Genomic DNA, 23,915 nt, shown 5'->3' with positions numbered 1-23,915 from the left:
GTCATGGCTTGCTCCCCGGTTCCCGCCGGGCGGCGTCCTCCGCCCAGAGATGCACCGCGGCGTAGGCGCGCCAGGGCCGCCACGCCGCTGCCCGGTCGAGGAGTTGCGGCCGGTTCGGCCGTCCGGCCCCGACATCGAGCGCCCGCATCAGGCCGACATCGCCGGCCGGGAAGGCGTCGTCCTGCGCCAGCGCCCGCATGGCGACGTAGTGCGCGGTCCAGTCGCCGATGCCCGGCAGCGCCTTCAGCCGCGCCACCGTTTCGTCGAGGCCGCCGACGGGGGTGAACAGGCCGGGCGTCGCCCGCATCGCGGCGGCGAGGCCCTGGATCGCCCGGCCGCGGGCGCGGGGCATGTTCAGCACCAGCGACACCTCCGCCTCCACGAGCTGTTCCGGCCTGGGGAACAGATGGGTCAGGCCGGGTTCGGCCCCGCGCTCCTCCGGCGCCAGCGGCGTGCCGAAGGTCGAGACCAGCCGGCCGGCGAGCCGCGTCGCGGCGGCGACGGAAACCTGCTGACCGAGGATCGCCCGCACCGCGAGTTCGAACCCGTCGAAGGCGCCCGGCCTGCGCAGGCCCGGCCGTCGCGCCACGAGGGCCGCCGTCAGCGGATCGCGGGCGAGGCCGGCCGCGACCGCCCGCGGGTCGGTATCGAGATCGAACATCGCCCGCAGCCGCGCCAGGATTCCTTCGTGGGTTTCCCCAGGGGCCGGGCAGCGGATGCGGACCGAGAGAGCCCCCGCCGCGGGCGTGACGGCGAGCGTGCCGCGGCGCCCGTCGAGGACGAAAGTGCGGGCGTAGCGGCCCGGCGTGACCGTCTCGATGCCGGGGCTCGCATGGTCGGCGAAGAACCGTTCGAGATGACCCCAGTCGTAGGGCGGATGCCAGGCGAGCCTGTAGCAGGTGCCGGCCTCCGGGGCGGCGGACGTGTCGGGCGGCATCGTTGGGAGAGACGCTGACGGGAAAATCGGGCCCACTTTCGGGCGGGCGTCAGGCCGGCGCAACCGGGCCGATGCTCCCGAACTCGGCCGTTTCACCGACGCGGTCGGTCGGCGAGACGGCAAGATTCCGGCCCTCCTTCAGAGGCAGCGTCGCGTCCGGCGTGAGCCGGAGCGGGCGCAGGGCTCCTAGCTTGTTCCCGAATTACGATGCTTCCGCTCCGTCGCCAAGGGCATGACCGTGAGCAACGCCCTCCGTCACAGGAAGGTGTCGGCCATGGGCTACGGCAGGGCGCGCACGGTGACCCGGCCCCGCTCCACCGCCAGCGCCATCCGGCCGTGCTTGAGCGCGAGCGCCTTCTCGCCGAACAATCCGCGGCGCCAGCCCTGGAGCACGGGCACATCGGCCCCGTCGTCCTCGGCGAGCGCCTCCAGGTCGTCCACCGTGGCGATGATCTTGGGCGCCACGCCCTCGGCCTCGGCCACCGCCTTGAGCAGCACCTTGAGGAGGTCGACCAGGGCGCCGCTGCCGCTGCCGCGCGAGCGGCTGCGCTCGGGCACGGCGATCTGCGACAGGTCGCGGGCAAAGCCCCGCTCGACCGCCGCGAGGATCTCGGAGCCGGTACGCGAGCGCTCGAAGCCCGCGGGGATCGTCCGCAGCCGTCCCAGCGCCTCGACACTGCGGGGCGCCGCGGTGGCGATGTCGATCACCGCCTCGTCCTTGAGGATGCGCCCGCGGGGCACGTTGCGGCTCTGCGCCTCCGCCTCGCGCCAGCCGGCCACCTCCATCAGCACGGCGATCTCGCGCGGCTTGCGCATCCGCCCCGAGAGCCGGCGCCACGCCTGGGCGGGCTCGGCCTGATAGGTCTCGGGCGAGGTGAGGACCGCCATCTCCTCGTCGAGCCAGAGGCCGCGGTCGGTCCGCACCAGTTCGGCGGCGAGCATCTGATAGATCGTCACGAGATGGGTGACGTCGGAGAGCGCGTAGGCGAGCTGCGCCTCGGAGAGGGGGCGGCGCGACCAGTCGGTGAAGCGGGACGACTTGTCGATGCGCGCCTTGGCGACGTCGTTGACGAGCTGCTCGTAGGAGACCGAGTCGCCGTAGCCGCAGACCATCGCGGCGACCTGCGTGTCGAAGAACGGATGCGGCAGGAGCCCGCCGAGCAGCCAGATGATCTCCAGATCCTGCCGGGCCGAGTGAAACACCTTCACGGTGCCCTCGTCCGCCATCAATTCGAAGAACGGCCGGAGATCGAGATCCTGGGCGAGGGGATCGACGAGGCAGACGAATCCGTCCGGCCCGGCCATCTGGATCAGGCAGAGCTTCGGATAATAGGTCGTCTCGCGCATGAACTCCGTATCGACGGTCACGAAGGGCTGCGCGGCGAGCCGGGCACAGGCGTCGGACAGGGCCTGCGTTGCGGAGATCAGTTCCATGAACCGGCTATACCGAAGGTCGTGCGCTATCGCGAGACGACGAGAGGGCGCTTGTCCCCATACGATTGCGCGCGGCGACGGAAACTTCGCCCGCTCACGCGGCCTGACGGGACGAACGGCCTCCGCGGACCCGGCGCCGGGCCTCGCCCCGGGCGAGCAGCCGATCGAGAATGCCGGTCTCGACCGGCTGCGCCCGCCGGGCGCGTCGGCCGGCGGGCGATGGCGGGCGGACCGCTCCTCGTTGGGGTAAAAGTCCCGGAAATCCATGGGTTCGATGCAGGGATCGGCCGGTTCTTCCACACGTCGCGGCCGGCCCCGAAGGCGCGTTCGTGACGCGGTGAAGAAGCGAACTTTGTCTTCGAAATCGCATTCTATCCAGTCTAAGGTCACGCTTGGCGAGAGCGGGCGGAAGACGGGATCACGGGAGAGGCGACGATGCGTGGGCAACGGTTTTCAACGGCATGTCGGGCGGTGGCGGCCCTGCTGTCCGTGGTGCTCGCCGCCGCCTCGTATCCGGGCCCTGCCCGCGCCCAGGCCTTCCAGACGGCGGCCGTCCACGCGATTCTGATCGATGCCGAATCCGGCTCGGTGCTGTTCGAGAAAGCCGCCGACGAGCCCTTCTCCCCGGCGAGCATGGCCAAGCTGATGACGGCGGAGATCGTGTTCCGCGCCATCAAGGAGGGGCGGCTCTCCATGGACACCGAATTCACGGTGACCGAGGACGCGTGGCGCCGCGGCGGAGCGGGGGGCGGCGGCTCCTCGATGTTCGCGCAGGTCAACAGCCGCATCAAGCTCTCCGACCTGCTGCGCGGCCTGATCGTGCAGTCGGGCAACGACGCGGCGATCACCATCGCCGAGAACATGGCCGGCACCGAGGAAGCCTTCGCCGGCATGATGAACCAGCGCGCGAAGGAGATCGGGATGACGCACTCGACCTTCCGCAACGCGACCGGCTACTCGGCGCCCGACCAGAAGGTGACCGCCCGCGACCTGGCGCGGATCGCCCAGTACCTGATCGAGACCTATCCGGAATTCTACAAGATCTACTCCGAGCGCGAGTTCACCTGGAACAAGATCAAGCAGCAGAACCGCAACCCGCTCCTGACCCTCGATATCGGCGCCGACGGCCTGAAGACCGGCTACCTCGAAGAATCCGGCTACGCGCTGACCGGCTCGGCGGTGCAGAACGGGCAGCGGCTGATCATGGTGGTCTCGGGCCTGAAGACCGCCCGCGACCGCGCGGCCGAGGCCCGCAAGCTGATGGAATGGGGCTTCCGCGCTTTCGAGCCGCGGCAGGTCTTCGCGGCGAACGAGACCGTGGCCGAGGTCTCGGTGTTCGGCGGCGAAAAGGGCTCGGTGCCGGTCGTGGCCAACAGGCCCGTGCGCCTGCTCCTGCCCCGCGGCACCTCCGACCGGGTGACCGCCAAGGTGGTCTACCAGGGGCCGCTCGTCGCCCCCGTCGAGCAGGGCCGCGAGGTCGCCCGCCTGCGCGTCACCCGCGGCGATTCTCTCGCCCTGGAGCAGCCGCTCTATGCCGGGGAGACGGTGGAAGCGGGCACCCTGTCGCAGCGGGCGCTCGACGCGGCGCTGGAAGTCGGCACGGATCTGGTCCGCCGCGCCTTCGAGAAGGCCAAGGGCAGCACCAGCGAGGGCGGCACCAGCGCCGGCGGCACCGGCTCGGGCGGCACGTCCGCCGCCGGCAGCGCGAGCGGACATTCCTGAGCGGGACGAACCGGGCCAGAGGCCGGGGGACCGTCAGGGGTTCCCCGCCGAATGGGCGGGGACGTAGGCGCGGATCCCGAGCGGCAGGTCGGCTCCCGGGCGCCGGAAGCCTTTCCCGAGAACGCGCTGCCGCGGATCGTCGGCCTGCGCATGCTGGCTTCGGCGAGCCGTCACGGCGTCCCACGGTCCGGCGATCTCGAACAGAGCGGTCGCGGGCGGCGTCCCCTCCGCGGAGGCGGCGACCCGCGACAGCAACTCGGCCCGTGCCTGGAAGCGGCGGTCGACCAGGGAGATGCGCCCGTGCAGCGACGCGTCGAGGGTGCGGGAGGCGAGCGAGCCCTCCACGATCTCGCCGACGCCGTCGGCGAACAACAGCGTGACGGCGGCGCGTTCGAAGGGCGTCCGGCCGTTGCGCCGGGCCAGCGCCCCGGGCGCGACGGTCCCGCCGCGATGGATCACGTCGGCGAGGTCGAGGCCGGCGATCGCGCCGTCGGCGCTCGCCAGCGCGACCCGGCCGGCGACCGAGCGGGCGAAGGCATCGGCATCGCGGCCCTCACCCTCCAGCGCGAGGCTGCCCTGGCTCACGCCGAGCATCCAGCGGGATTGGCCGAGATCGTTCAGCAGGGCGCCGAGATCGATCCCGTCGAAACTGCCCTGCGCCTTGACGCGGGTGAGCGCGGCATCCCCATCGTCCCCCGCCAGGGTGACACGCCCCTTGACCACGCCGCCCTGCACGCCGGCCCGGCCGAGCGAGGCTTCGATGCCGCCCTCGCGCACGAGGACGCTGGAGGCGAGGTCGGTCATCTGCACCGGGCCGATCCGGGCGCTGCCGGCCGAGATCCGCAGGTCGAGGTCGCCCGCGGTCAAGGGCGCGAGGTCGAGGGAGCGGGAGCGCCACGCCCGGTCGTCGGCCCCTTCGTCGAACCCGGTCAGGCGCAGCAGGTCGGCGAGAAGCGGCGAGAGGTTGAGGCTCTCGGCGGCGAGCGTCGCCTGCATGGCGGTGCGCCCCGAACCGAAGGCGGCCGAGCCGGCCCCCTCCAAGACGTTGCCGCCCGTGCGCACCGTCACGTTCGGGAACTGGATCTGGCCCGACGCGGCCTCGAAGCTGCCCTCGACGGACAAATCCTCGACGAAGGGGGACAGGGCGAGATCGCCCCCGGCGAGGGCCAGCGTGCCGCGCAGGGAGCGGGTCTGGAGACTGCCGGTGCCCGAAACCTTGATACCGTCACGCAGGCTGCCGCGGCCCTCCGCGCTCAGCGAGCCCGAGGGCCAGGAGAGGGCGGCGGCGAAGGGGCTCGCGCCGCCGGAGAGGAGCGCGTGCGGGTGCAGGTCGGAGAGCGTGAGCCGGACGCTGCCGCCCTCCCACCTCAGGCCGCCTGTCAGGGCGAGGCTCTCGCTCCATGTCGGCCAGGAGATCGTGAGATCGACGTCGCGGGCGGTCTTCAGCGCGCTGTCGCGCGGGTCGCGTCCCGTGACCCCGCAGCGGGCCAGGATGATCCGCCGCGGCCGGTCGCCGTCCTCGCCGGCGATGGCGTGGGTCAGGCGCTCGGCGGCCTGGGCCCAGCGGGAATCGCGGGCATCGCGCGGCAGCATCACCTCGGCGCCGTCGAGCGTCAGCGAATCGACCTCGACGCGGCCGGTCAGCAGGGCGGCGAGGCCGAGCTGGAGCGACAGGCTCCCGCCCGAGGCCAGCACAGGCCCGGCGGCATCGCCCTCGGTCAGGCGGATGTCGTCGAACACGATCCGGGGGAGGGGAAGCACCACCACCTCGGTGCGCCCCCGGGCGGCGAGCGCGACGCCCCAGCTCTGTTGCAGGTTCCGGCTGACGAAGCGGGTCGCCCCGGGCGCCTCGATCGACCACGGCAGGCAGGCGGCGACCAATCCCGTGGCGAGCAGCCCGAGTCCGAGGGCGGGAAGGGTGCGGCGCAGCGACATTGCACTCCGTGGGCAGACGACGCGATCGGTTTCGAGCCGGACCGTGTCGGCGTGACGAGCCGTGCGGCCCGATCCTTTAGCCGGTTCCGGTCCCTCTTGTCTCGCGAACGAACGATGACGGGACCGCAACGCGGTGGACGATGCGGGCCGCCCTCCGGGGAGAACGCTCGGCCGCGTCCCTTCGGACCGGTGGATGGTGACGGCACGAGGCTTTTGCATCGCGAACGATTGCGTCGCCGGTTTGACGAAGGGCGACTCGCGTTGCACACCCGATCCCCATCGATCGAGCGTGCGGCCGGCCGCCTTCGAGGCGGTCGCGCCCGCCGTGGCGAAGACGACGAGGGAGGGACGGTTTTCGATGAAGAAGGTCTATCCGGATCCGAAGGCGGCGCTGGCCGGCCTGCTGCGCGACGGCATGACGATCATGGCCGGCGGCTTCGGCCTGTGCGGCATCCCCGACGAGTTGATCGACGCCATTCAGGCCTCCGGCGTGAAGGACCTGACCGTCATCTCCAACAATGCCGGTATCGACGGCGTGGGCCTCGGCAAGCTGCTCGACACCCGCCAGGTCAGGAAGATGATCTCGTCCTATGTCGGCGAGAACAAGGAGTTCGCCCGCCAGTATCTCGGCGGCGAGCTCGAGATCGAGTTCAACCCGCAAGGCACCCTCGCCGAGCGCATCCGCGCGGGCGGGGCCGGCATCCCGGCCTTCTTCACCAAGACCGGCGTCGGCACCCAGGTCGCGGAGGGCAAGGAGGTGCGCGCGTTCGACGGCGAGAGCTACGTGATGGAGCGCGGGCTGTTCGCCGATCTCGCCATCGTCCACGCCTGGAAGGGCGATACGGAAGGCAACCTCGTCTACCGGAAGACCGCGCGCAACTTCAATCCGATGATGGCGACCGCCGCCGAGGTCACGGTCGCGCAGGTCGAGCACCTCGTGCAGCCGGGCGAGATCGACCCCGACCACATCCACACGCCGGGCATCTTCATCGGCCGCATCCTCCACGTGCCGGCGCGCGAGAAGCGGATCGAGCAGCGCACCGTGCGCCGGCGCAAGGAGCCGGACGCGGCGGCGGCCGGCGGCGGCCAGATCTGAGCAGGGGAGATCGACAACAATGGCCTGGACCCGCGAGCAGATGGCGGAGCGCGCCGCCAAGGAGCTGGAGGACGGCTTCTACGTGAACCTCGGCATCGGCATCCCGACGCTGGTGTCGAACTACATCCCCGAGGGCATGTCGGTGCAGTTGCAGTCCGAGAACGGCATGCTCGGCATGGGGCCGTTCCCCTACGAGGGCGAGGAGGATCCCGACCTCATCAACGCCGGCAAGCAGACCATCACGGCGCTGCCGACGACCAGCTACTTCTCGTCCGCCGACTCGTTCGGGATGATCCGCGGCGGGCACATCGACCTGTCGATCCTCGGCGCGATGCAGGTGGCGCAGAACGGCGACCTCGCCAACTGGATGATCCCCGGCAAGATGGTGAAGGGGATGGGTGGGGCGATGGACCTCGTGGCGGGCGTGAAGAAGGTCGTGGTGGTGATGGAGCACGTCGCCAAGGGCAAGGACGGCTCGGAGAGCGCGAAGCTGCTGAAGGCCTGCGACCTGCCGCTGACCGGCACGGGCGTCGTCGACATGGTGATCACGGATCTCGGCGTGTTCACCATCGACAAGAAGGGCGACGGCGGCATGACCCTGATCGAACTCGCCGACGGCGTCACCGAGGACGAGATCCGCGCCAGGACCGAAGGGGACTTCGCCGTCGCGCTGAACTGAGGCGCAGGGAGCAACGGGGAAGGCGGCCCGTTTCGGGACGCCTTCCGCCGGCCGCGGCCGGGCATGGCTAAGCAGGCATTAATCGGGATCGTCGAAAGCTTCGCATCGACCGGACAGGCGCCGTGAGAGCGCACCGGTCTGGGAGCTTTTGTCGATACGAAGGTGCTGTGTGCATGCGTAGCGTTCCGGGAACGGACAACGTCATCCCCTTCCGCCGGCCCGCGGCCGCCCGGCAGGGAGCCGTCAACGCGGCGTTCGGAGCGGTCGAGGCTCCGCGCAGCCGGGCCAGGGCCGACCAGCGCAATCTGATGGACGCGGTCTATGCCACCGGCAGCCTGCGGGTTCCGGCGGGCGACCGCGAGACCAAGCTGATCGCCTCGCGCCTTCAGGTCTACGGCTTCCTGACGATCGAGGAGATGGGCGAGGACGGCTCCCTGCGCCGCCTGCGCCCCTCCGAGGCGATCCGCGCCCGCTCCGAGCGCCCCTGGCGCCTGTCGAAGGCCGGTTACGGCGCGAACCTCGCGGTCACGATCCCCTCCGTGGACGACTTCCTGTTCGAGCCGGCCGGCCTGCCGGCCTGAAGGCTTTCGAACATCGCGCTGCCCGAAGGCGTGCGCGTCATCCTGAAGTGCCGACCGACGCGGACAACCGCGTTGACCGGATGCGCGGACGCTCCGTATGAGCTTGGCCATGCGCGAGCGCCCGCACCGATCCGTGCACGGCCGCGCGATCATCGGGGTGATCGCGCTCTACGCGCTCGCGCTCCAGGCCTTCCTCACGGTTCTCGCGCCCGCCGCGCCGTCCTTTACCGGCAGCGTCCTGTGCGCGGAGCACGATGCCGCCGGCGCGCCCTCCGATGACGGCAGGGCCTGCGGGCATCGTGATTGCTGCACCCAGGTCCAGGCCGTCGTCATCCCCGGGCCGGCACCGGCCGTCTCCCATCGGCCGGCCTGGCCGCCGCGCGCCGCGCCGATCCCGTGGCGCGCCGCCGAGACGATCCGCGCCCGTGCCCCGCCCAATCAGGGCACCGGTCCCCGAGGTCCGCCCGCCGTCTGAGCCGATCACCCCGATCCCTCAGTCACGGACCCTGAACTCATGCCTTCCCCCTTGTCGGGCAGCACGGCACGCTGCGCCGTCGCATGGCTCGCCCTGTCCATCACGGCTTCGGCGCAAGCGGCTCCCGATGCAGCCGCCGGCGAAACCGTCACCCTCGAAGAACTCGCCGTCACCGGCGATGGAACGTCCCGCCCCCGGGCCGGCGCGGCTTCCGCCTCGCCCGGCTTCGGCGTCGCCGGTCCGCCGGGATCGGCGCCGCTCGTGATCGAGCGCCCGGTCGGGCAGGTCGTCACCGCCGTCGGGCGCGAGGGCACCATCGCCGCCCGGCCGGCCACCAGCATCGGCACGGTGCTCCTCGACAGCCCCGGCGTGACCCTGCGCCAGGGCAATGGCGGGCGCGACGTGGTGATCTCGATCCGCGGCAACAACGCCCGCGCCACCGGCGTCACGCGCAACATGGTCGTCCTGGAGGACGGCTTCCCCGTCACCCAGGCCGACGGCGCCTCGCGCTTCGATCTGGTCGATCCGCGGGCCTATTCGCGCATCGACGTGTTCCGGGGACCGCAATCGGCCCTGTTCGGCAACTACGCCACCGGCGGCGCGCTGGCCTTCCGCACCCGCACCGGCCGCGAGATCGACGGCTACGAGATCGGCGTCGATGCCGGCAGCTTCGGCTATCTCAACAGCTATTTCAGCGTCGGCGGGGTCAGCGGACCGTTCGAGGTCAGCCTGTTCGCCAGCGATCTGCGCGCCAACGGCTACCAGGACCATTCCTCCTACGACACGCAGACGGTCAACCTGCTGGCGAGCTACACCCCGAGCCCGGACAACCGCTTCACGCTGAAGGTGATCGACAACGAAGTGAACGCCAACATCCCCGCCCGGGCCTCGCTCGATCAGTTCCGCATCAATCCCTACCAGCGCGGCTGCGAGGCGGCCGCGACCGCCGCGCCCGGCTGCACCACCTTCGGCCTGCTGGCCAACGGCGCCTTCGGCTCCCGGGTGCCGGTGACGGCGACGGAAGGCGCGTTCCGCCGCAGCGACCGGCGCACGATCGTCGCCGGGCGCTGGGAGCACGACATCGACGCGCAGACCACGTGGCGGGTGCAGGTCGGCTTCGACGAGCGCAACTACAACCAGCCCTTCTACACCACCTCCGGCCGGGGCAGCCTGCCCTCCTATTTCGCGATGACCGACCTGACCCGGCGCGGCGAGGCGTTCGGCCTGCCGACAGTGGGCTACGTGGCACTCGCCTACAGCGCCGTCGACATCACCGCCTCGACCTACAACCGCGCGCCCTACGCCGGCCCCCGGCTCGGCGCGCTGATCGGGTTCCAGGACGCGCTGCAATCCAATCTCGGCGGGCGGGCGCGGCTCGAACTCGAACTGGCGCCCGAATGGACGGCGGCGGCCGGGATCGGCGCGGAGGAGACGGGCATCGTCGGGCGCAACCGCACCTTCGCGACGACGGCCGCCGGCACGACGGCGACCCTGGCGCGGGCCGACCGCCGCTTCCTCAACGTCGCGCCGGAATTCGCCCTGGTCTATCGGCCGGATCCGGCCTGGGCCCTGCGCGGCCGCGTGGCCACCGGCTACTCGACGCCGTCCTTCTCGAGCCTGTTCGTGACCTCCGCCGGGCTTCCCGGCAACAATGCCGACCTGAAGACGCAGGAGAATCTGGGGTTCGACCTCGGCGCCGACGTCATCCCGTTCGAAGGGCTGAAGCTCGGCGTCACCGGCTTCTACGAGTTCTTCCGCAACGAACTCGTCACGCAGTCGCCGGGGGCGGGCCTGCTCAGCTACACCTTCAACGCGCCGGCCTCCGAGCATCGCGGCATCGAGGTCGGGGCCGATTGGACCTTCGCGCCGGGCTGGCGCGGCGTGCTCGCCTACACCTTCGACGATCAGGTCTACACCGACTACGTCGAGCAGATCAGCGCCGGCAGCCTCACCGCGCGCTTCGACCGGGCCGGCCAACGCATCCCCGGCGTGCCGGCCCACCAGCTCCTGGCCCGGGTCGGCTACGACGTGCCGGCGGGACCGCTCGCCGGGCTCGGCGGCTTCGCCGAGGTGGTGGCGCAGGACGGCACCTTCGTCGACAGCGCCAACCTGCTGAAGGTGCCCGGCTTCGTGATCCTGAATCTCAACGTCCACTATTCGGCGGCGCCGACGAACGGCTATGCCCGGCGCATCGACCTCTACGGCGAGGTGCGCAACGTGCTCGACACGGCGTATGTCGGCTCGGCCAATCCGCTGGCGAACACGATCGACGCGACGACGGGGCTTCAGAACGGCCGGGCCGTCCTCGCCGGCACCACGGGCTCGATCTTCGCCGGACCGCCGCGGACGTTCGTGGCGGGCATGAAGCTGTCGTTCTAGAGCATCGTCCCGAAAGGTGGCTGCCGGCTTGTCTGAAAAGACGATGCGAAATCAAAAACCGAGAGCATCGTCCTGGATCCGATGTCCAGGACGATGCTCTGAGGCCGTCGTTTCAAGGCAAGCGCTCGCTTCCGGCCTTCACCGGGAGCCGGATTCCCGCCACGGGCCCCGCGGGCCCGTGCCCCGGTTCAGGCATGCTCGTCGGCGTCCTCGTCATCCGTTGCCGGCGGCACGTCCTCCCCGCGCAGGAAACGCGCCTGAAGCTCGGCCACGCGGCGGGCCGATTGCGCGTGCTTGGGCGACACCGCATCCGGCAGGGCCCCCGCCATCCCGCGCTTGACGGCCAGAAGATCCGGATCGCCCCAGCGTTCGAGCAGGGCTTGGAAGGCGGCGTGACGGTCGGGATCGAAGGGGATGCGCCGGCCCATCATGTCCTTGTAGGGGTGCGGCGGATGAAGGCCGGCGCACGGCACGAAGCCGGCGGGGATCGGCGTCGTCGCCGCATGGGTGCGGCCGGCGCGCAGAAGCTTGGGCAGAACGTGGGTGTGCGGCCCTTCCGGGCTCGTCTCGCCAGGGCCCGGGATCGGCGCGTAGACCTCGATCCGCCCGATCCGCGCGCGGAAGATCCGGTGCGGGCTCATGGCCACGAGGTGCCGGCCGACCGGGTTGTCCGCGGCGAGGAGCGGCTTCCCGGCGCCGGCCCGCAGGCACGCCACGACCTCCGGATCGCGCGCACGCAGGCAGGCATCGACCGCACGCAGCCCCAGCCCCAGATCGAACAGGATCGCCTCCCGATCCTCCGGGCGAGCGGCCTCCCGGTCGGGGCCGAGTTCCGTGAGAACGGTGCGGCCGCTCATGGCGCAGGCGGCTTCGGGCAGGCAGAGCGCCACGGCGTGGTTGTAGCCGCCGGAGAAGCCCGTCTCGTAGGCGACGGGGCGCAGGCCCGGACCGGGCGTCAGGGCGATGGCACCGCGGTCGGTGGCAAGACCCATCCGGTCGTCGGGGAGTGCCTGGACGGGTTCGCCGTCGTCGCGCATGAACTCGGCCACGGCGCCGAAGCTTCCGAGATTCCAGGCGGTGCCGGCATCGGCCAGCGCGTCGCGCAACAGCGTTTCGGCATCGGCGGAGTCGGCCGGCAACCTCAAACTCCTAAAACTCTCTCGCGCGCGTTCGATGTCGCCGTCGCTGGGAAGGGGTGGCGGAGCCGCCTCACTCCCACTCGATTGTTTAAATAGCATCCAATCAATTGAAATCACTCAAATTTTTCTGCCAAGGCGCCAAGAATTCCGATGCCCGGGCCGTCAAAAGTTATGCTTTTAATTTTGCAGGGAAAATTGGTCTCGAGAATGCCGGGCCGGTCCGAGCCGGCCAAGGCGTTGCGCTCCAGGCTGGCGCGCTGGTCGGCGCTCAGGCCTTCACCGCAGCCTCCTGAGCGGAATTCCATGCACGGTGCCGATGCGCAGGCTGTCGGTCCGCGCGCAGGTAGCTCAGCGGCAGTCCGGTATCAGGATGGGGCATGACGCCCATCTCGATCCCGTAGACCGAGCGGAGCGTGTCCGGCGCCATGATCGTATCGGGCGTGCCTTGCGCGATCAGCGCGCCCGAATGAAGCGCCAGGATACGGTCACAGAAGCGGGCAGCGAGATTCACGTCGTGGAGAACGACGACCACGCCGAGACCGGCATCCTGCGACAGCGTCCGCACACGCGCGAGCATCTCGACGCCATGTGCCACGTCGAGCGCCGAAGTCGGCTCGTCGAGAAGCAGGCAGCGGGTGTCCTGTGCCAACAGCATCGCGAGCCAGGCGCGCTGACGCTCGCCCCCGGACAGCGTCTCGACGAGCCGGTCGGCGAAGGCTTCGATCCCCGTGCGGGCCATCGCCTCCTCGACCTTGTTGCGGTCGCCCGGCGTGAATCGGCCGAACGCGCCGTGCCAGGGATAGCGCCCGAGCGCGACGAGTTCCCGCACCAGCATCCCGCTGGCCGCCGGCTGGGACTGGGGCAGGTAGGCGACCTTGCGGGCAAAGGCGCGCTCGCCCCAGGCTTTCAACGGACGCCCCTCGAACGCGACCTCGCCGGCGCTCGCCGGCTGCTGCCGGGCGAGCAGCTTGATCAGCGTCGACTTGCCGGAGCCGTTATGGCCGATCAGCCCGACGACCTCGCCGGCGGGCAGCGCCAGCGTCAGCGGTTGCAGGAGCGTGCGCCCGCCGACCGCGAAGCTGGCCTCGCGCAGCGTGAACAGCGGCGCCCCGTGGTTCGGCATCATGCAGGTCTCGTCTCGATGGGACAGGTGCCGCACAGGCCCTGTGCCGGGATCAGGTAGCGCAGGCAGCAGACCCGGCGGCGGCGGGATGCCGCCCCTGCCGGGCCGACCAGGCGCACGGGGGCATGGAGCGCGTTCGGCCGCCCGTCGGGCCGCCGCGCGTCGGCGAGAAGGCGGCGGAGCGCGTCGAGGCCGGCCCGATCCGGCAGGGGCAGCGCCTCGGCCTGCCGCGCGATCCCGTCGAAGACGAGGCCGGCATTGCTCCAGAGCACGCGCGGACGAAGTCCCGACACGGCCGCGAGCCCGTCGAAGAGCGGTTCCAGGTGTCCGTCGATCAGCGGCGCGAACCGGCCCCGCGGCGCGAGGGGCGGATCGGATTCGCGAAGCCGGAAGGCGCTGCTGCGCCCGTCCGCGCCCGCGATCACCTCGACCGCGTCGAGCGCGACCGGCAAGGTGCGGCCGAGGACGAGCTCGGCCAGGAGCGTCGGGACGACGAGGGAGGCGAGGTGATGCTTCGACCAGATCGAGGCGACGGCGCGGGGCTCGGGCGCCTCGTAGTTGCGCGCGAAGCGGGCGAGTCGTTCGGCCAGGATCTCGGGATCGAGAAGCGCTCGCCCGCTCACTCCGGGGCGCGGATCGGAGGCGGGCACCAGCCGGTCGGCGTAGGGCGCGAGCGGACCGGTGAAGAGAGGCGCGAGCGCTTCAAGGGTCATGGCGGCGACAACGCATGGGTCGAGCCGCCTCTGCAAGTCCCTTCCCCGCAGGTCCATCGGTTCGGCGACCCCTCTCACCGCCGCAGCATCAGCCAGATGAAGTAAGTTCCGCCGAGGCCGGTCGCGACGAGACCGGCCGGAACCTGCCAGGGAAAGGCGATCATGCGGCCGAGCCAGTCCGCGCCGACCATGATCGTGCCGCCGAGCAGGCCGGCGGCCACGAATTGCGGCGTCGGGCGCTGCAGGCCGACCATCCGGGCGATATGGGGCGCCATCAGCCCGACGAAGCTCAAGGGGCCGACGATCAGGGTCGAGGCCCCCGTCAACACCGCCGTGGCGGCGAGCAGGCCGAGCCGCGCCCGCGGGACCGCGACGCCGACCGCCCGCGCCGCACTCGCCCCGAGGGGCAGGATCTCCAGCCAGCGCGCCAGGAGCGGTGCGGCGAGGAGCGTCACGGCGGCCAGGACGCAGGCGAAGGCGGCCTCGCCGTCGCCCGCGTTGTAGGTCGAGCCCGACAACCACGTCAGCAGGATCGCGGTGCGCGGATCGGCGCTGGCGAGGATCAGGGCGACGACCGAGCCGAGCAGGTAGGTGAGCGCCACCCCGACGAGCAGCATGTGGGCCGGGGCGTAGCCGGAGCGGCGCCCGAGCGCGAGCACCGCCGCGAGGACGAGACCGGCACCGACGATCGCGCAGGCGAGGAGGCCGGCGCGTCCGGGGTCGGAGCCGGCGAACACGGCCGCGACGAGGGCGAGCGCCGCGCCCGAGGAGATGCCGAGCAGTTCGGGGCTGGCGATCGGGTTGCCGGTCAGGCGCTGCAGGAGGGTGCCGGCGCCGCCGAGCATCACCCCGGCGCCGAGGGCGGCGAACACGCGCGGCGCCCGCCACGGCAGGAGCGGACCGAGATCGGACCAGGTCCAGACCCAGCCTCCCGGCAGCCGGCCGAGGGCGAGCGCGACGAGGACGAGGAGGAGAAGCGTCGGCACCAGGGCGGCGACGAGCGGCCAGGACCGTCGGCGGCGCGCGGCCGATGGGGCGACGGCCAGGCGCGTCTCGGTGTCCGGTTTGCGCAGGCGGACGAGCAGGACGACGAGCAGCGGCGCGCCGAGCAGCGCGGTCACGGTTCCCGTGGGCAGGCCGATGCGCCCGAACAGGGCCTGGACCAGTTGGTCGGCGAGGGCCAGCAGGACGGCGCCGACGAGGCTGCCCCAGAGCATGCGATCCCGCAGCCGCCGCGCGCCGCCGAGCCGGGCGATCGCCGGGCCGGCAAGCCCGATGAAGCCGATCGCGCCGACGGCTCCGGCGATGCTCGCGCCGAGGAACACGGCGACGAGGAGCGCGGCGAGCCGGATCCAGGCGATCGGCAGGCCGAGGCTGCGCGCGCCCGCCTCGTCGAGGTCGAGCAGTGCCAGGGGGCGGGCGAGCAGGGCGGCGGCGAGCGCCGCGAGGCCGATCCGCGGCGCGAGGCTCGCCGCCACCGACCAACTGTTCTGGTTGAGCCATCCCGCCTGCCACTGGAACAGGTCGGCGAGCGCCTCGAAATGCGCCAGCACCAGCATCTTGGCGATCGCCTCGAAGTACAGTGCGACGATGAGGCCGGCGAGGATCACGGCGAGCGGCGCGAACCCCTGGCGGTTGCTCAGGAGCAGCACGAGGCCGAGGCAGGCCGCGCCGCCCGTGAGCGCGACCGGCTCGTAGCCGAAGGCGAGCAGTTCCGGCAGCCACAGGGTCGCCAGCGCCAGCGCGAGCTTGGCTCCGGCGAAGACGCCGAGCGTGCCGGGCTCGGCGAGCGGATTGTCGAGCACCTGCTGGAACAGCGCACCGGCGAGCCCCAGCCCGGCTCCGCAGAGAAGGCCGACCGCGAGCCGGGGCAGCAGGCTGTCGTGGACCACGAGCTGCGGCAGGTTCCCGGGATCGGGATGAAGCAGGGCGGCGCTCCATCCTGCCGCCGGCAGCGTGCCCGCAAGGTTGAGGCCGAAGAGCAGGATCGTGGCGATTCCCGCGAGCGCGACGAGCGTCGCGCCGAGGATCATGCCGGCACCGGCGCGTCTCGCGGAACTCATGCGGGCTCCGCCGGCAGGCGCGCGGCGAGCTGCCCGGCGAAGCGCGCGGCCGAGGGCAGGCCCCCGTTCGGGTGGACGACGGGCAGGGCGAGGATGCGGTTCTCGCGCACGAAGGGCAGCGCCTGCCAGATCGGGCTCCCGTTCAGGCGCTCCAGGGCGCGGGCGGTCTCGGAGCCGCGATCGAAGTGGACGAACAGCGCGTCCGGGGTGCCCGCCAGATCCTCGATTCCGGCGACCGCCGTGCCGGCGCCGCTCTGCCGGCCGGCCCAGGCATTGGCGAGCCCGAGCCGAGCCGCGACGGCTCCGACCGTGCTCTTCCCGCCGAACATCGCGACCTGGCGTCCGTCCTCGCGCAGCCGCGCGATGTAGACGGGCCGCGCCGTCCGGCCGGCGAGCCGGCCGTGGGCGGCTTCCAGGGTCAGGTCGGTTCGCGAGACGAGGGCGTCCGCCGCCGCTTCCCGGCCCGCGAGCCGGCCCAGGTCGAGGGTCATGCGGCGCAGGTGATCGAGCGGCGGCACGGCGCCCGCGAGGGTCGGAAAGGGGATGACCGGGGCGATGCGGGCGAGCGCGGTCTGGGTCTGGGCCTGAAGCGTCGCGGCGACGATGAGGTCGGGCCGCAGCATCTGCAGGAGTTCGAGATTGGGCTCCTGGAGCGGTCCGAGGTCGACGACCTCGGCCGGCAGGGCCGGCACGGCCGTCAGCTTCTCGTAGAGCGGCCGGTTGGCGGTCGCGACCGGCACGCGGCCGATGGCGAGCAGCGTCTCGGTGAACAGGCCGTCGAGCGTGACGATGCGGCGGCTCGCGGCCTCCGCACCCTGCGACGGGGCGCAGGGCGGCAGCGCTGCGAGCGCGAGGCCGCCGAGCACGGTCCGCCGCGTCGGCGCGAGGTTCACCACCGGTAGCCGATCGTGCCGAAGACGTTGAGGGGCTCGCTGAAGCGGCAGCCGCGGACCGTCTGGCAGGTCACGTAGGAGCGATCCGTGACGTTGCGCAGGTTGAGCTGCGCCCGCCAGCCCTTCATGTCCGGGTTGGCCACGCCGAAATCGTAGAGGCCGACGAGATCGACGAGCGTGGCGGGGTGGGTGTCGAAGGTCGCGCCGGTGATGTTCGAACTGCCGATGTAGCGGATGCCGCCGCCGAGCCGCAGGCCGGGCAGTCCGAACTGGCTCATCTCGTAGGTGCCGAAGGCCGAAGCGAGGTGGTACGGCACGAGGTCGACGCGCTGGTTGAGGGCGGCCGGGTTGGTCGTGCGCACCTGCCGCGTGTCCGTGTAGGAGTAGGAGGCGACGAGTTGCAGCGGACCGTAGTTCGAGCGCGCCTCGAACTCCGCACCCTGCGAGCGGATCTGACCGGTCTGGGCCGAGAAGGTCGGGTCGATCGGATCGGGCACCAGCGCATTCCGCTGGTTGATCTCGAAGACCGCCCCGCTGAGCAGCGTATCGGCCCCCGGGATCTCCCAGCGCAGGCCGCCCTCGACCTGCTCGCCGGTGGTGGGCTGGAAGGGATTGCCCAGGCGGTCCGTGATCGCAAAGGTCTGGAAGGATTGGCTGAAGGACACGTAGGGCGCGAGGCCGTCGTCGCCGAGATAGAGCAGGCCGACCCGCCCGCTGAAGGCGTCGTCGTTCTGGTCGAGCCGCGCGCCGGTGCGGTAGGTCAGGATCTGGGTCCGGGCGAAATCCTGGCGTCCGCCGAGAAGCAGCAGGAAGCGGTCGAACCGGATCTGGTCCTGCGCGTAGATCCCGATCTGGTCGAGCAGGCTCTTGGAACCGTTGTTGACCGCATAGTTCACGATCGGCGTGCTGCGCCCGTAGACCGGCGTGTAGACGTCGAGCGAACCGGCCGTGCCGCCGAAACGCTCGGAGTTCAGGAAGCTGCGGTAATAGTCGATGCCGGCGATCAGCGTGTGCGCGGTCGGGCCGAGCGCGAACTTGGTCTCCAGGGAGGTATCCGAGGCGATCCCGGTCGCGTTCTCGTTGCGGACGCTGACGCTGCGGCTGAAGGTGCGCCGGTCCGCCGCCAGGGTGCCGGGCTGGAGGTAATCCCAATCGACGCCGGCCTGATAGTAGCGCAGGGAGTGGCGCAGCCGCACCGTGTCCGAGAAGGCGTGATCGACCATGTAGCCGACCGCGCCGCTGCGCGAGTCGAAGCGATCGAAGTTCGGCTCGCCGTAGAAGCGTTCGATCGGGAAGCGCCCGAAGGGCGTGTTGTCGAGGAGCGTACCCACCCCCGGCAGCGGCGGCGGGAAGCGCGTGCGGATCTCCTGATAGTAGCCGAGGACCGTCACCCACGTCCCGGCCGAAGGATGCCATGTGACCGCGGGCGCGATGTAGAGCTTGTCGTCGGGCGTGAAGGCGAGATAGCTGTCGCTGATCCGGCCGAGGCCGGTCAGACGATAGGACCACTCGCCGTCGGCGGTGAGGGGGCCGCTGAAATCGCCGGAGACCTCCTGCCGGTTGAAGCTGCCGACCGTGTAGTTCAGTTCGTTGTAGGGCGTCGGCAGCGGACGCTTGCTGACGGCGTTGATGACGCCGCCGGGGGAAAGCTGGCCGTAGAGGATCGAGGCCGCGCCCTTCAGGACTTCGAGCCGTTCCAGTCCGTAGGGCTCCTGGGTGCCGTCGTAGACGCCGGACTGGAGCTTGAGGCCGTCGCGCAGCAGACCCGCATTGCCGGTCTCGACGTTGAAGCCGCGGATCGTGAAGCCGTCCGAGGTGCGTCCGAAGCCGCCCACCGCCTGCGCGGCGACGCCGGGCGTGTAGGCGAGGGCTTCGGCGAAGCTCGTGGAGCCGGTGTCGCGGATCTGCCGAGCCGGAACCACGGAGATCGATTGCGGCGTCTCGGTGATGGGCGTGTCGGTCTTGGTTCCCGAAGCGCTGCGCTTGGCCACGTAACCGTTCACCGGCCCGTCGGCGCGCTCGACCCGGGCCCCTCCGGCCCCTCCCACGCCCTGGACGCTCAACTCCTCGAGGGTCACCTGCGGCTGCGCCTGGACCTGGGACGAGGCCGCGACGAGGGCGAGGCAGGCGGCGAAGCGCCGGTTCGCGAGCCTTCCGGAGCATCGGCTCGCGCCTGAGGATCGTCCTTCGTTGATGGCGGCCCCGGCTCCGGGCATCGATGCAACTCCCTGGTGTCGACCTGCCGGCCGAATCGTGGATTCCGTTGGATTGGCGGGTGAATTCGTCGCGCGGCGCCCGCGGCAGGGCGGGACGAACGTTGCCTCTTCCGCTCGCCCGAGCCGCAACCGGGCGATGCCGCCGGATCTGCCGGCAGACTCGGACGAAGGACAGAGGCTTGTGGCTTGCTTGAATCCAAGAATAAACTTCGGAAAGAACCATATCTTCAGAGTCGAAAATATCAATCTCTTGAATTTTATCATCATTCTAATTTAAACAAGAAGGACTCTAGCCACGGCCCTTATAATCCTGTTAAATTACTGCAATCAAATAACTTATCTGTTCGTTGCGGATCGCGGCCGGCTTGCGCTGAGTTGTTGCCGCGGAAACCCCACCGTGGCGTGTGTCGAAGAAGCCACAGTCGCATTCTCGCCGCCCGCGCGTCCAGGCGTCGATCAGTCCGTCGCCCTGTCCAGCATTTCGGCGACGCTCCTGCGGAAGACGGCATGGCGGACGATGTCGAGGTGGCGCGTCCCGGGCACCGTGACGTGCGAGGCCACCGGTGCGAGGAGGCTCCAGTCGCGCAAGCGCTCGCTCCGGGTCAGGGAATCCTCGGCCTGCCAGACGTGGACCGGGCACGGCAGCGGAGCGTAGACGTGGCGCTTGGCACGGATACGCTTGTCGAGCAGCGCCCAGAGTTCGAACTCCCGCGAGTCGAGGTCCGGGCCGTCCGCGGGCGGCTCCTCGGCGCTGTCGGCGAGATAGGCGTCGAGTCCCGAGCGCTCCTCGCCGTCCATCCGCGCGATCAGGGCGCGCCAGTGCCGAGCCATCCTCGAACGGGCGAGCCACGGCGCGAGTCGCCCTGCGGCGCGGCCACGGTCCGCGTCGTCGAGCGGGCGGTCGCTGCCGAAGGGCACCGATTCGAACACGTCGACGAGTCCGAGAAACGCCACCTCGGCCCGCCCTTCGAGGCGCCGGGCCGTCTCGAAGGCGAGGTCGCCGCCCGAGGACCATCCGATCAGCGCACAGCGACCGCCCCTGGTGATGCCGGCGATCGACGCGGCGTACGCGTCGCTCAGCGCGGCGATGTCGTATCCGTGCCAGCGCCGCCGGGTATGGACGTGACTGACGAAGCCGAGCACCGGCCGCCTTCCGCCGAGGCTTTCCGCAAGGCCCGTGAACTCGGTCGCGTTCGCGATCAGGCCGGGGATGCAGAACAGGGGCACGCCCGAACCGCCCTCGTGCAGGCGTACGAGCTCCACGCTCGACGGCTCGGCCGGCGCCGCCTGCGCCGGGGCAAGCCGCGCGGCCAGGGCCGCGAGGCTCTCCGCGTTGAGGATGGCGGCGAGCGTGAGGCCCTTGCCACCCGGGAACCCCTGCTTGCGGATGCGCGCGAGCATCTTGAGACTGAGGATCGAATCGCCGCCGAGGTCGGCGAAGGACTGCGCGCGCCCGATCTCGCCGGGCTCGAGGCCGAGCAGGTTGGCCCAGATCGTGGCGAGATCGGCTTCCGCGCCCACGCGCGGCGGTTCGGCCGACCGCCGCGGCTTGGGCGGGAGAGGCAGGGCGCGCCGGTCGAGCTTGCCGTTCGGGGTCAGCGGGAGTGCCGCGAGCCGCGTCAGGCTCGCGGGGACCAGCGCTTCGGGAAGGTGCCGCGTCGCCTGCCGCCGCAGCGCGTCGAGATCGACGCTCTCCTGCGCGACGACGTAGCCGGCGAGTTGAAGCCTGTCCCGATCCTCCCCCTCCGCGACCGCGACGACCGCGGCGTCGCGAACGCCGTCGAGCCCGCGCAGGAACGCCGCCGCCTCGCCGGGCTCGACGCGGTGCCCGCGAATCTTGACCTGGTCGTCGGCGCGGCCGCGGAATTCGAGGCTGCCGTCGCGCAGGCGCCGAACGCGATCCCCGGTACGGTAGAGGCGCGCTCCCGGTGCGCCGAACGGATCGGGCACGAAGCGCTCGGCGGTCGCGGCCGCCCGTCCGAGATAGCCGCGCCCCAGGGTCCGGCCGCCGAGATGGAGTTCGCCCGTCGCCCCAACCGGCACCGGGCACAGCCAGAGATCGAGCACGTGGGCCGCGGCGCCGTCGAGGGGGCGGCCGATCGGGACGGTGCCCGCCGCGCGCTCGGCCTGCGCCGCATCCTGGCAGAGCGCGCCCACCGTCGCCTCGGTCGGCCCGTAATGGTTGACGACGCGGCAGCCGGGCTTCAGCGCGGCGACGCGCTCGACGAGGGACCAGGGAAGAGGCTCACCGCCCAGAACGAGGAGCGTCCCGGGCAGCACGTCGGCCGGACGTGAGGCTTGGAGCAGCGCACCGAGATGGCTCGGCACGATCTTGAGCGCGTCGATTCGATGCTGCGCCATATGCGCGGCGAACGCATCGGGATCGAAGGCGGTCTTCCGATCGATGAGGTCGAGTTCCGCGCCCGCCGCGAGCGCCCCGAACAGCACCGTGTTGCCGAGATCGGCCGCGACTGTCGAGGCCATGGCGAGCCGCAGGCCGGGCGTGATCGCCAGCCGGTCGATCGCGCCGCGCACGTAGCTGGCCAAGCCGCCGCGCGTGACGACGACGCCCTTGGGCCGGCCGGTCGAGCCCGAGGTGTAGATCAGGTAGGCGGCCTGATCCGGCTCCGCGCGCGGAAGGGTCCGCGTCAGGGACAGCGCGGTCGTGACGGGCTCGTCGGCGAACGAGACGGTGAAGCGCGCGAGGCCGTGATCGTCCGGCCCGTCGGTCACGATCCGGCGCGCACCGCTGTCGGCGATCAGGGCGGCGACCCGCTCGCGGGGAAGCGCGGGATCGAGCGGAAGGTAGGCCCCGCCCGCCTTGAGCACCGCCAGCAGCGCCGCGACCCATTCCGGGCTGCGCTCCATCAGGAGGGCGACAGGCTCGTCACCGCGAAGCCCCGAGGCGAGAAGGCGCGCGGCGAGCCGGTCCGAGGCGCGGTCGAGTTCGGCCCGGCTGCGGGTCGTCCCGTCCTGCCGCAGGGCCACCGCATCCGGCGCCAGCGCGGCATGGGCGCGCCAAGAATCGACGATATCGTCGACGACATCCTGCGCGGGCTCGGGCCGGGGCCCTCCGGCGGTCTCACGGGAGCGGGTGCCGACGGCGTGGAGGGGCCGGTCGGGTTCGGCCGCGACGTCGGCGGCCAGCGCCGCGAAGCCGTCGGCCAGCGCCGCGATCGTCTCGGGATCGAACAGGTCGCGGGCATAGGCGATGCGGCAGGCGATGCCGTCGGGCCTGTCCAGGAGATCGAGGCTCAGGTCGAAATGGGCGGCACCGCTGTCGATTCCGGCAAGGCGCATCGGCATCCCGGCGAAGCGCCCGCCGACGGGCATGCCGGCCTGTTCCGTGACCTTCACCTGGAAGAACGGATGCAGGCCCGGCCGGTGCGGCGGGGCCAGCGCCTCGACCAAACGGTCGAAGGGCACGTCGACATGGCTCTGCGCCGCCAGCACGCGCTCCCGCACCGCGGCCAGCAGCGCGCGAAAACCGTCGCGCTGATCGATGTCCAGGGACAACACCGCGAGGTTGGTGAAGTAGCCGATCATCGGCTGCGTCTCGGGCCGCTCACGGTTCGCCAGCGGCGTTCCGATGCGGACCGTCTCCGTGTCGCCGAACCGGGCGAGCGTCAGCGCGAAGAGCGAGAGCACCGCCATGAAGGTCGTCGCACCCTCGCGCCGCGCCAGCGCGCGCAGGGCCTCGCTCAGGTCCGGCGGCAGGGCGAGATCGCGGGATCCGCCGGCGTCGTCGCGCTGCGCCCTGCGCGGCCGGTCGAGCGGAAGCGGTGTCGGCTCGTCCCCGCTCCCGAGCCGATCGCGCCAGAAGGCGATCTGCCGCCCGGCCTCACCCGCCTCCAGCCGGTGCCGCTGCCAGGCGGCATAATCGGCATATTGCACGGGCATCGGCGGCAAGCCGTCGGGGAGGTCGTTGCGCCGGGCAGCGTAGAGGGCCGCGAGGTCGCGCAGGAAGAGACCGATCGACCAGCCATCCGCGACGATGTGGTGAAAGCCGAGCACGAGGCGGGAATCGTCCTCGCCGAGCCGATGCAGCTCGATCCGCAGGAGCGGGCCGGTTTCGAGGTCGAACGGCGTGCGCGCCAGCGTCTCCGCCCGCGCCCGGCTCTGGCGCTCGTCCCGCACGTCCTCACGCAGGATCACGGGAACCGGCATCGCGGCGTGGACGCGCTGGTACGGCTCGCCCTCCGCACCGAGGAGGAAGGTGGTGCGCAGGCTCTCGTGGCGACGCACGAGGCCGTCGAGCGCGTCCTGAAGGACGTCGCGATCGATCGGCCCTGCGACCGTCAGGATGCCGGTGAGGTTGTAGGCGGGATTCTCGGGATCGCGCTGCCAGGTCAGCCACAGCCCGCGCTGGGCATCGGACAGAGGCAGCGTTTCCCGATCCTGCACGGGCACGATCGGGAGTGCGGCGAAGTCGATGCCGTTCGCGGCGAGCTTGGCGAGGAAGGCTTTGCGGCCCTCGGGCGTCAGGCCGGCGAAGCGCCGGGCGATCTGCGTGGCGTCGATGCTCATGCG

The 23,915-nt window shown here is 71.4% G+C and carries 16 protein-coding genes; 6 read left to right on the top strand and 10 right to left on the bottom strand.

All coding sequences use genetic code 11. The features are described from left to right. Position 1: 1 nt before the first annotated feature. Together PGN25_07670 and rnd are read right to left on the bottom strand one after the other, a co-directional pair. A complete protein-coding gene (locus PGN25_07670) occupies positions 2-937 on the bottom strand; it encodes a DNA-3-methyladenine glycosylase (GenBank protein MEH3117475.1) in 936 nt (311 codons plus the stop codon). A gap of 279 nt (positions 938-1,216) precedes the next feature. Next, positions 1,217-2,371, bottom strand: a complete 1,155-nt coding sequence (gene rnd, locus PGN25_07665; protein ID MEH3117474.1) for a ribonuclease D — start codon at positions 2,369-2,371, stop codon at positions 1,217-1,219. Between the two features lie 435 nt (positions 2,372-2,806). Between rnd and PGN25_07660 the strand changes: the two genes are divergently transcribed. Next, complete coding sequence (locus tag PGN25_07660) at positions 2,807-4,093, top strand: D-alanyl-D-alanine carboxypeptidase (protein ID MEH3117473.1); 1,287 nt, start codon at positions 2,807-2,809, stop codon at positions 4,091-4,093. 33 nt (positions 4,094-4,126) lie between these two features. Here the strand turns inward: PGN25_07660 and PGN25_07655 are convergent, their stop codons facing one another. Next, positions 4,127-6,028 (bottom strand): AsmA family protein, encoded by a 1,902-nt coding sequence (locus PGN25_07655; protein ID MEH3117472.1) that lies wholly within the window; start codon positions 6,026-6,028, stop codon positions 4,127-4,129. A gap of 358 nt (positions 6,029-6,386) precedes the next feature. Here PGN25_07655 and PGN25_07650 point away from each other — a divergent pair, with 358 nt between their 5' ends. The 5 genes from PGN25_07650 (at position 6,387) to PGN25_07630 (ending at position 11,238) form a co-directional block, all read left to right on the top strand. After that, positions 6,387-7,124, top strand: coding sequence for a CoA transferase subunit A (locus tag PGN25_07650; protein ID MEH3117471.1), 738 nt, complete (start codon positions 6,387-6,389; stop codon positions 7,122-7,124). 19 nt (positions 7,125-7,143) lie between these two features. Next, positions 7,144-7,803, top strand: coding sequence for a 3-oxoacid CoA-transferase subunit B (locus tag PGN25_07645; protein MEH3117470.1), 660 nt, complete (start codon positions 7,144-7,146; stop codon positions 7,801-7,803). Between the two features lie 173 nt (positions 7,804-7,976). Further along, positions 7,977-8,384, top strand: coding sequence for a hypothetical protein (locus PGN25_07640; protein ID MEH3117469.1), 408 nt, complete (start codon positions 7,977-7,979; stop codon positions 8,382-8,384). A gap of 109 nt (positions 8,385-8,493) precedes the next feature. Next, positions 8,494-8,859 carry a hypothetical protein gene (locus PGN25_07635; protein MEH3117468.1) on the top strand — a complete coding sequence of 122 codons (366 nt, stop codon included), beginning with the start codon at positions 8,494-8,496 and terminating at the stop codon, positions 8,857-8,859. Between the two features lie 39 nt (positions 8,860-8,898). Beyond that, complete coding sequence (locus PGN25_07630) at positions 8,899-11,238, top strand: TonB-dependent receptor (GenBank protein ID MEH3117467.1); 2,340 nt, start codon at positions 8,899-8,901, stop codon at positions 11,236-11,238. Between the two features lie 188 nt (positions 11,239-11,426). Here PGN25_07630 and PGN25_07625 read toward each other — a convergent pair whose 3' ends face one another. The 7 genes from PGN25_07625 to PGN25_07595 all read right to left on the bottom strand — a co-directional run bounded on the left by PGN25_07625 (position 11,427) and on the right by PGN25_07595 (position 23,912). Further along, the gene (locus tag PGN25_07625; GenBank protein ID MEH3117466.1) at positions 11,427-12,383 is read right to left on the bottom strand and encodes a hypothetical protein; all 957 of its coding nucleotides are present in this window, start codon (positions 12,381-12,383) and stop codon (positions 11,427-11,429) included. A 262-nt stretch (positions 12,384-12,645) separates the two neighbouring features. Further along, positions 12,646-13,500, bottom strand: a complete 855-nt coding sequence (locus PGN25_07620) for an ATP-binding cassette domain-containing protein (protein ID MEH3117465.1) — start codon at positions 13,498-13,500, stop codon at positions 12,646-12,648. After that, the gene (gene fhuF, locus PGN25_07615) at positions 13,500-14,213 is read right to left on the bottom strand and encodes a siderophore-iron reductase FhuF (protein MEH3117464.1); all 714 of its coding nucleotides are present in this window, start codon (positions 14,211-14,213) and stop codon (positions 13,500-13,502) included. The genes PGN25_07620 and fhuF overlap by 1 nt, the downstream gene beginning before the upstream one ends. Positions 14,214-14,287: 74 nt before the next feature. Then, positions 14,288-16,276, bottom strand: coding sequence for a Fe(3+)-hydroxamate ABC transporter permease FhuB (gene fhuB / locus PGN25_07610; protein MEH3117463.1), 1,989 nt, complete (start codon positions 16,274-16,276; stop codon positions 14,288-14,290). Further along, positions 16,273-17,172, bottom strand: a complete 900-nt coding sequence (locus PGN25_07605) for an ABC transporter substrate-binding protein (GenBank protein ID MEH3117462.1) — start codon at positions 17,170-17,172, stop codon at positions 16,273-16,275. Before PGN25_07605 ends, fhuB begins: the two co-directional genes overlap by 4 nt. Continuing rightward, positions 17,166-19,385: a TonB-dependent siderophore receptor gene (locus tag PGN25_07600; protein ID MEH3117461.1), complete on the bottom strand. Its 2,220-nt coding sequence runs from the start codon at positions 19,383-19,385 to the stop codon at positions 17,166-17,168. Before PGN25_07600 ends, PGN25_07605 begins: the two co-directional genes overlap by 7 nt. Positions 19,386-19,841: 456 nt before the next feature. After that, positions 19,842-23,912 carry an amino acid adenylation domain-containing protein gene (locus PGN25_07595; protein ID MEH3117460.1) on the bottom strand — a complete coding sequence of 1,357 codons (4,071 nt, stop codon included), beginning with the start codon at positions 23,910-23,912 and terminating at the stop codon, positions 19,842-19,844. Between the last annotated feature and the right edge of the window lie 3 nt (positions 23,913-23,915).

It is taken from the genome of Methylorubrum populi, from assembly GCA_036946625.1.
GTDB classification, from domain to species: Bacteria; Pseudomonadota; Alphaproteobacteria; order Rhizobiales; family Beijerinckiaceae; genus Methylobacterium; species Methylobacterium populi_C.
The sequence above is the reverse complement of the archived record's forward strand: the minus strand, read 5'-3'. Positions and strand labels throughout refer to the sequence as shown.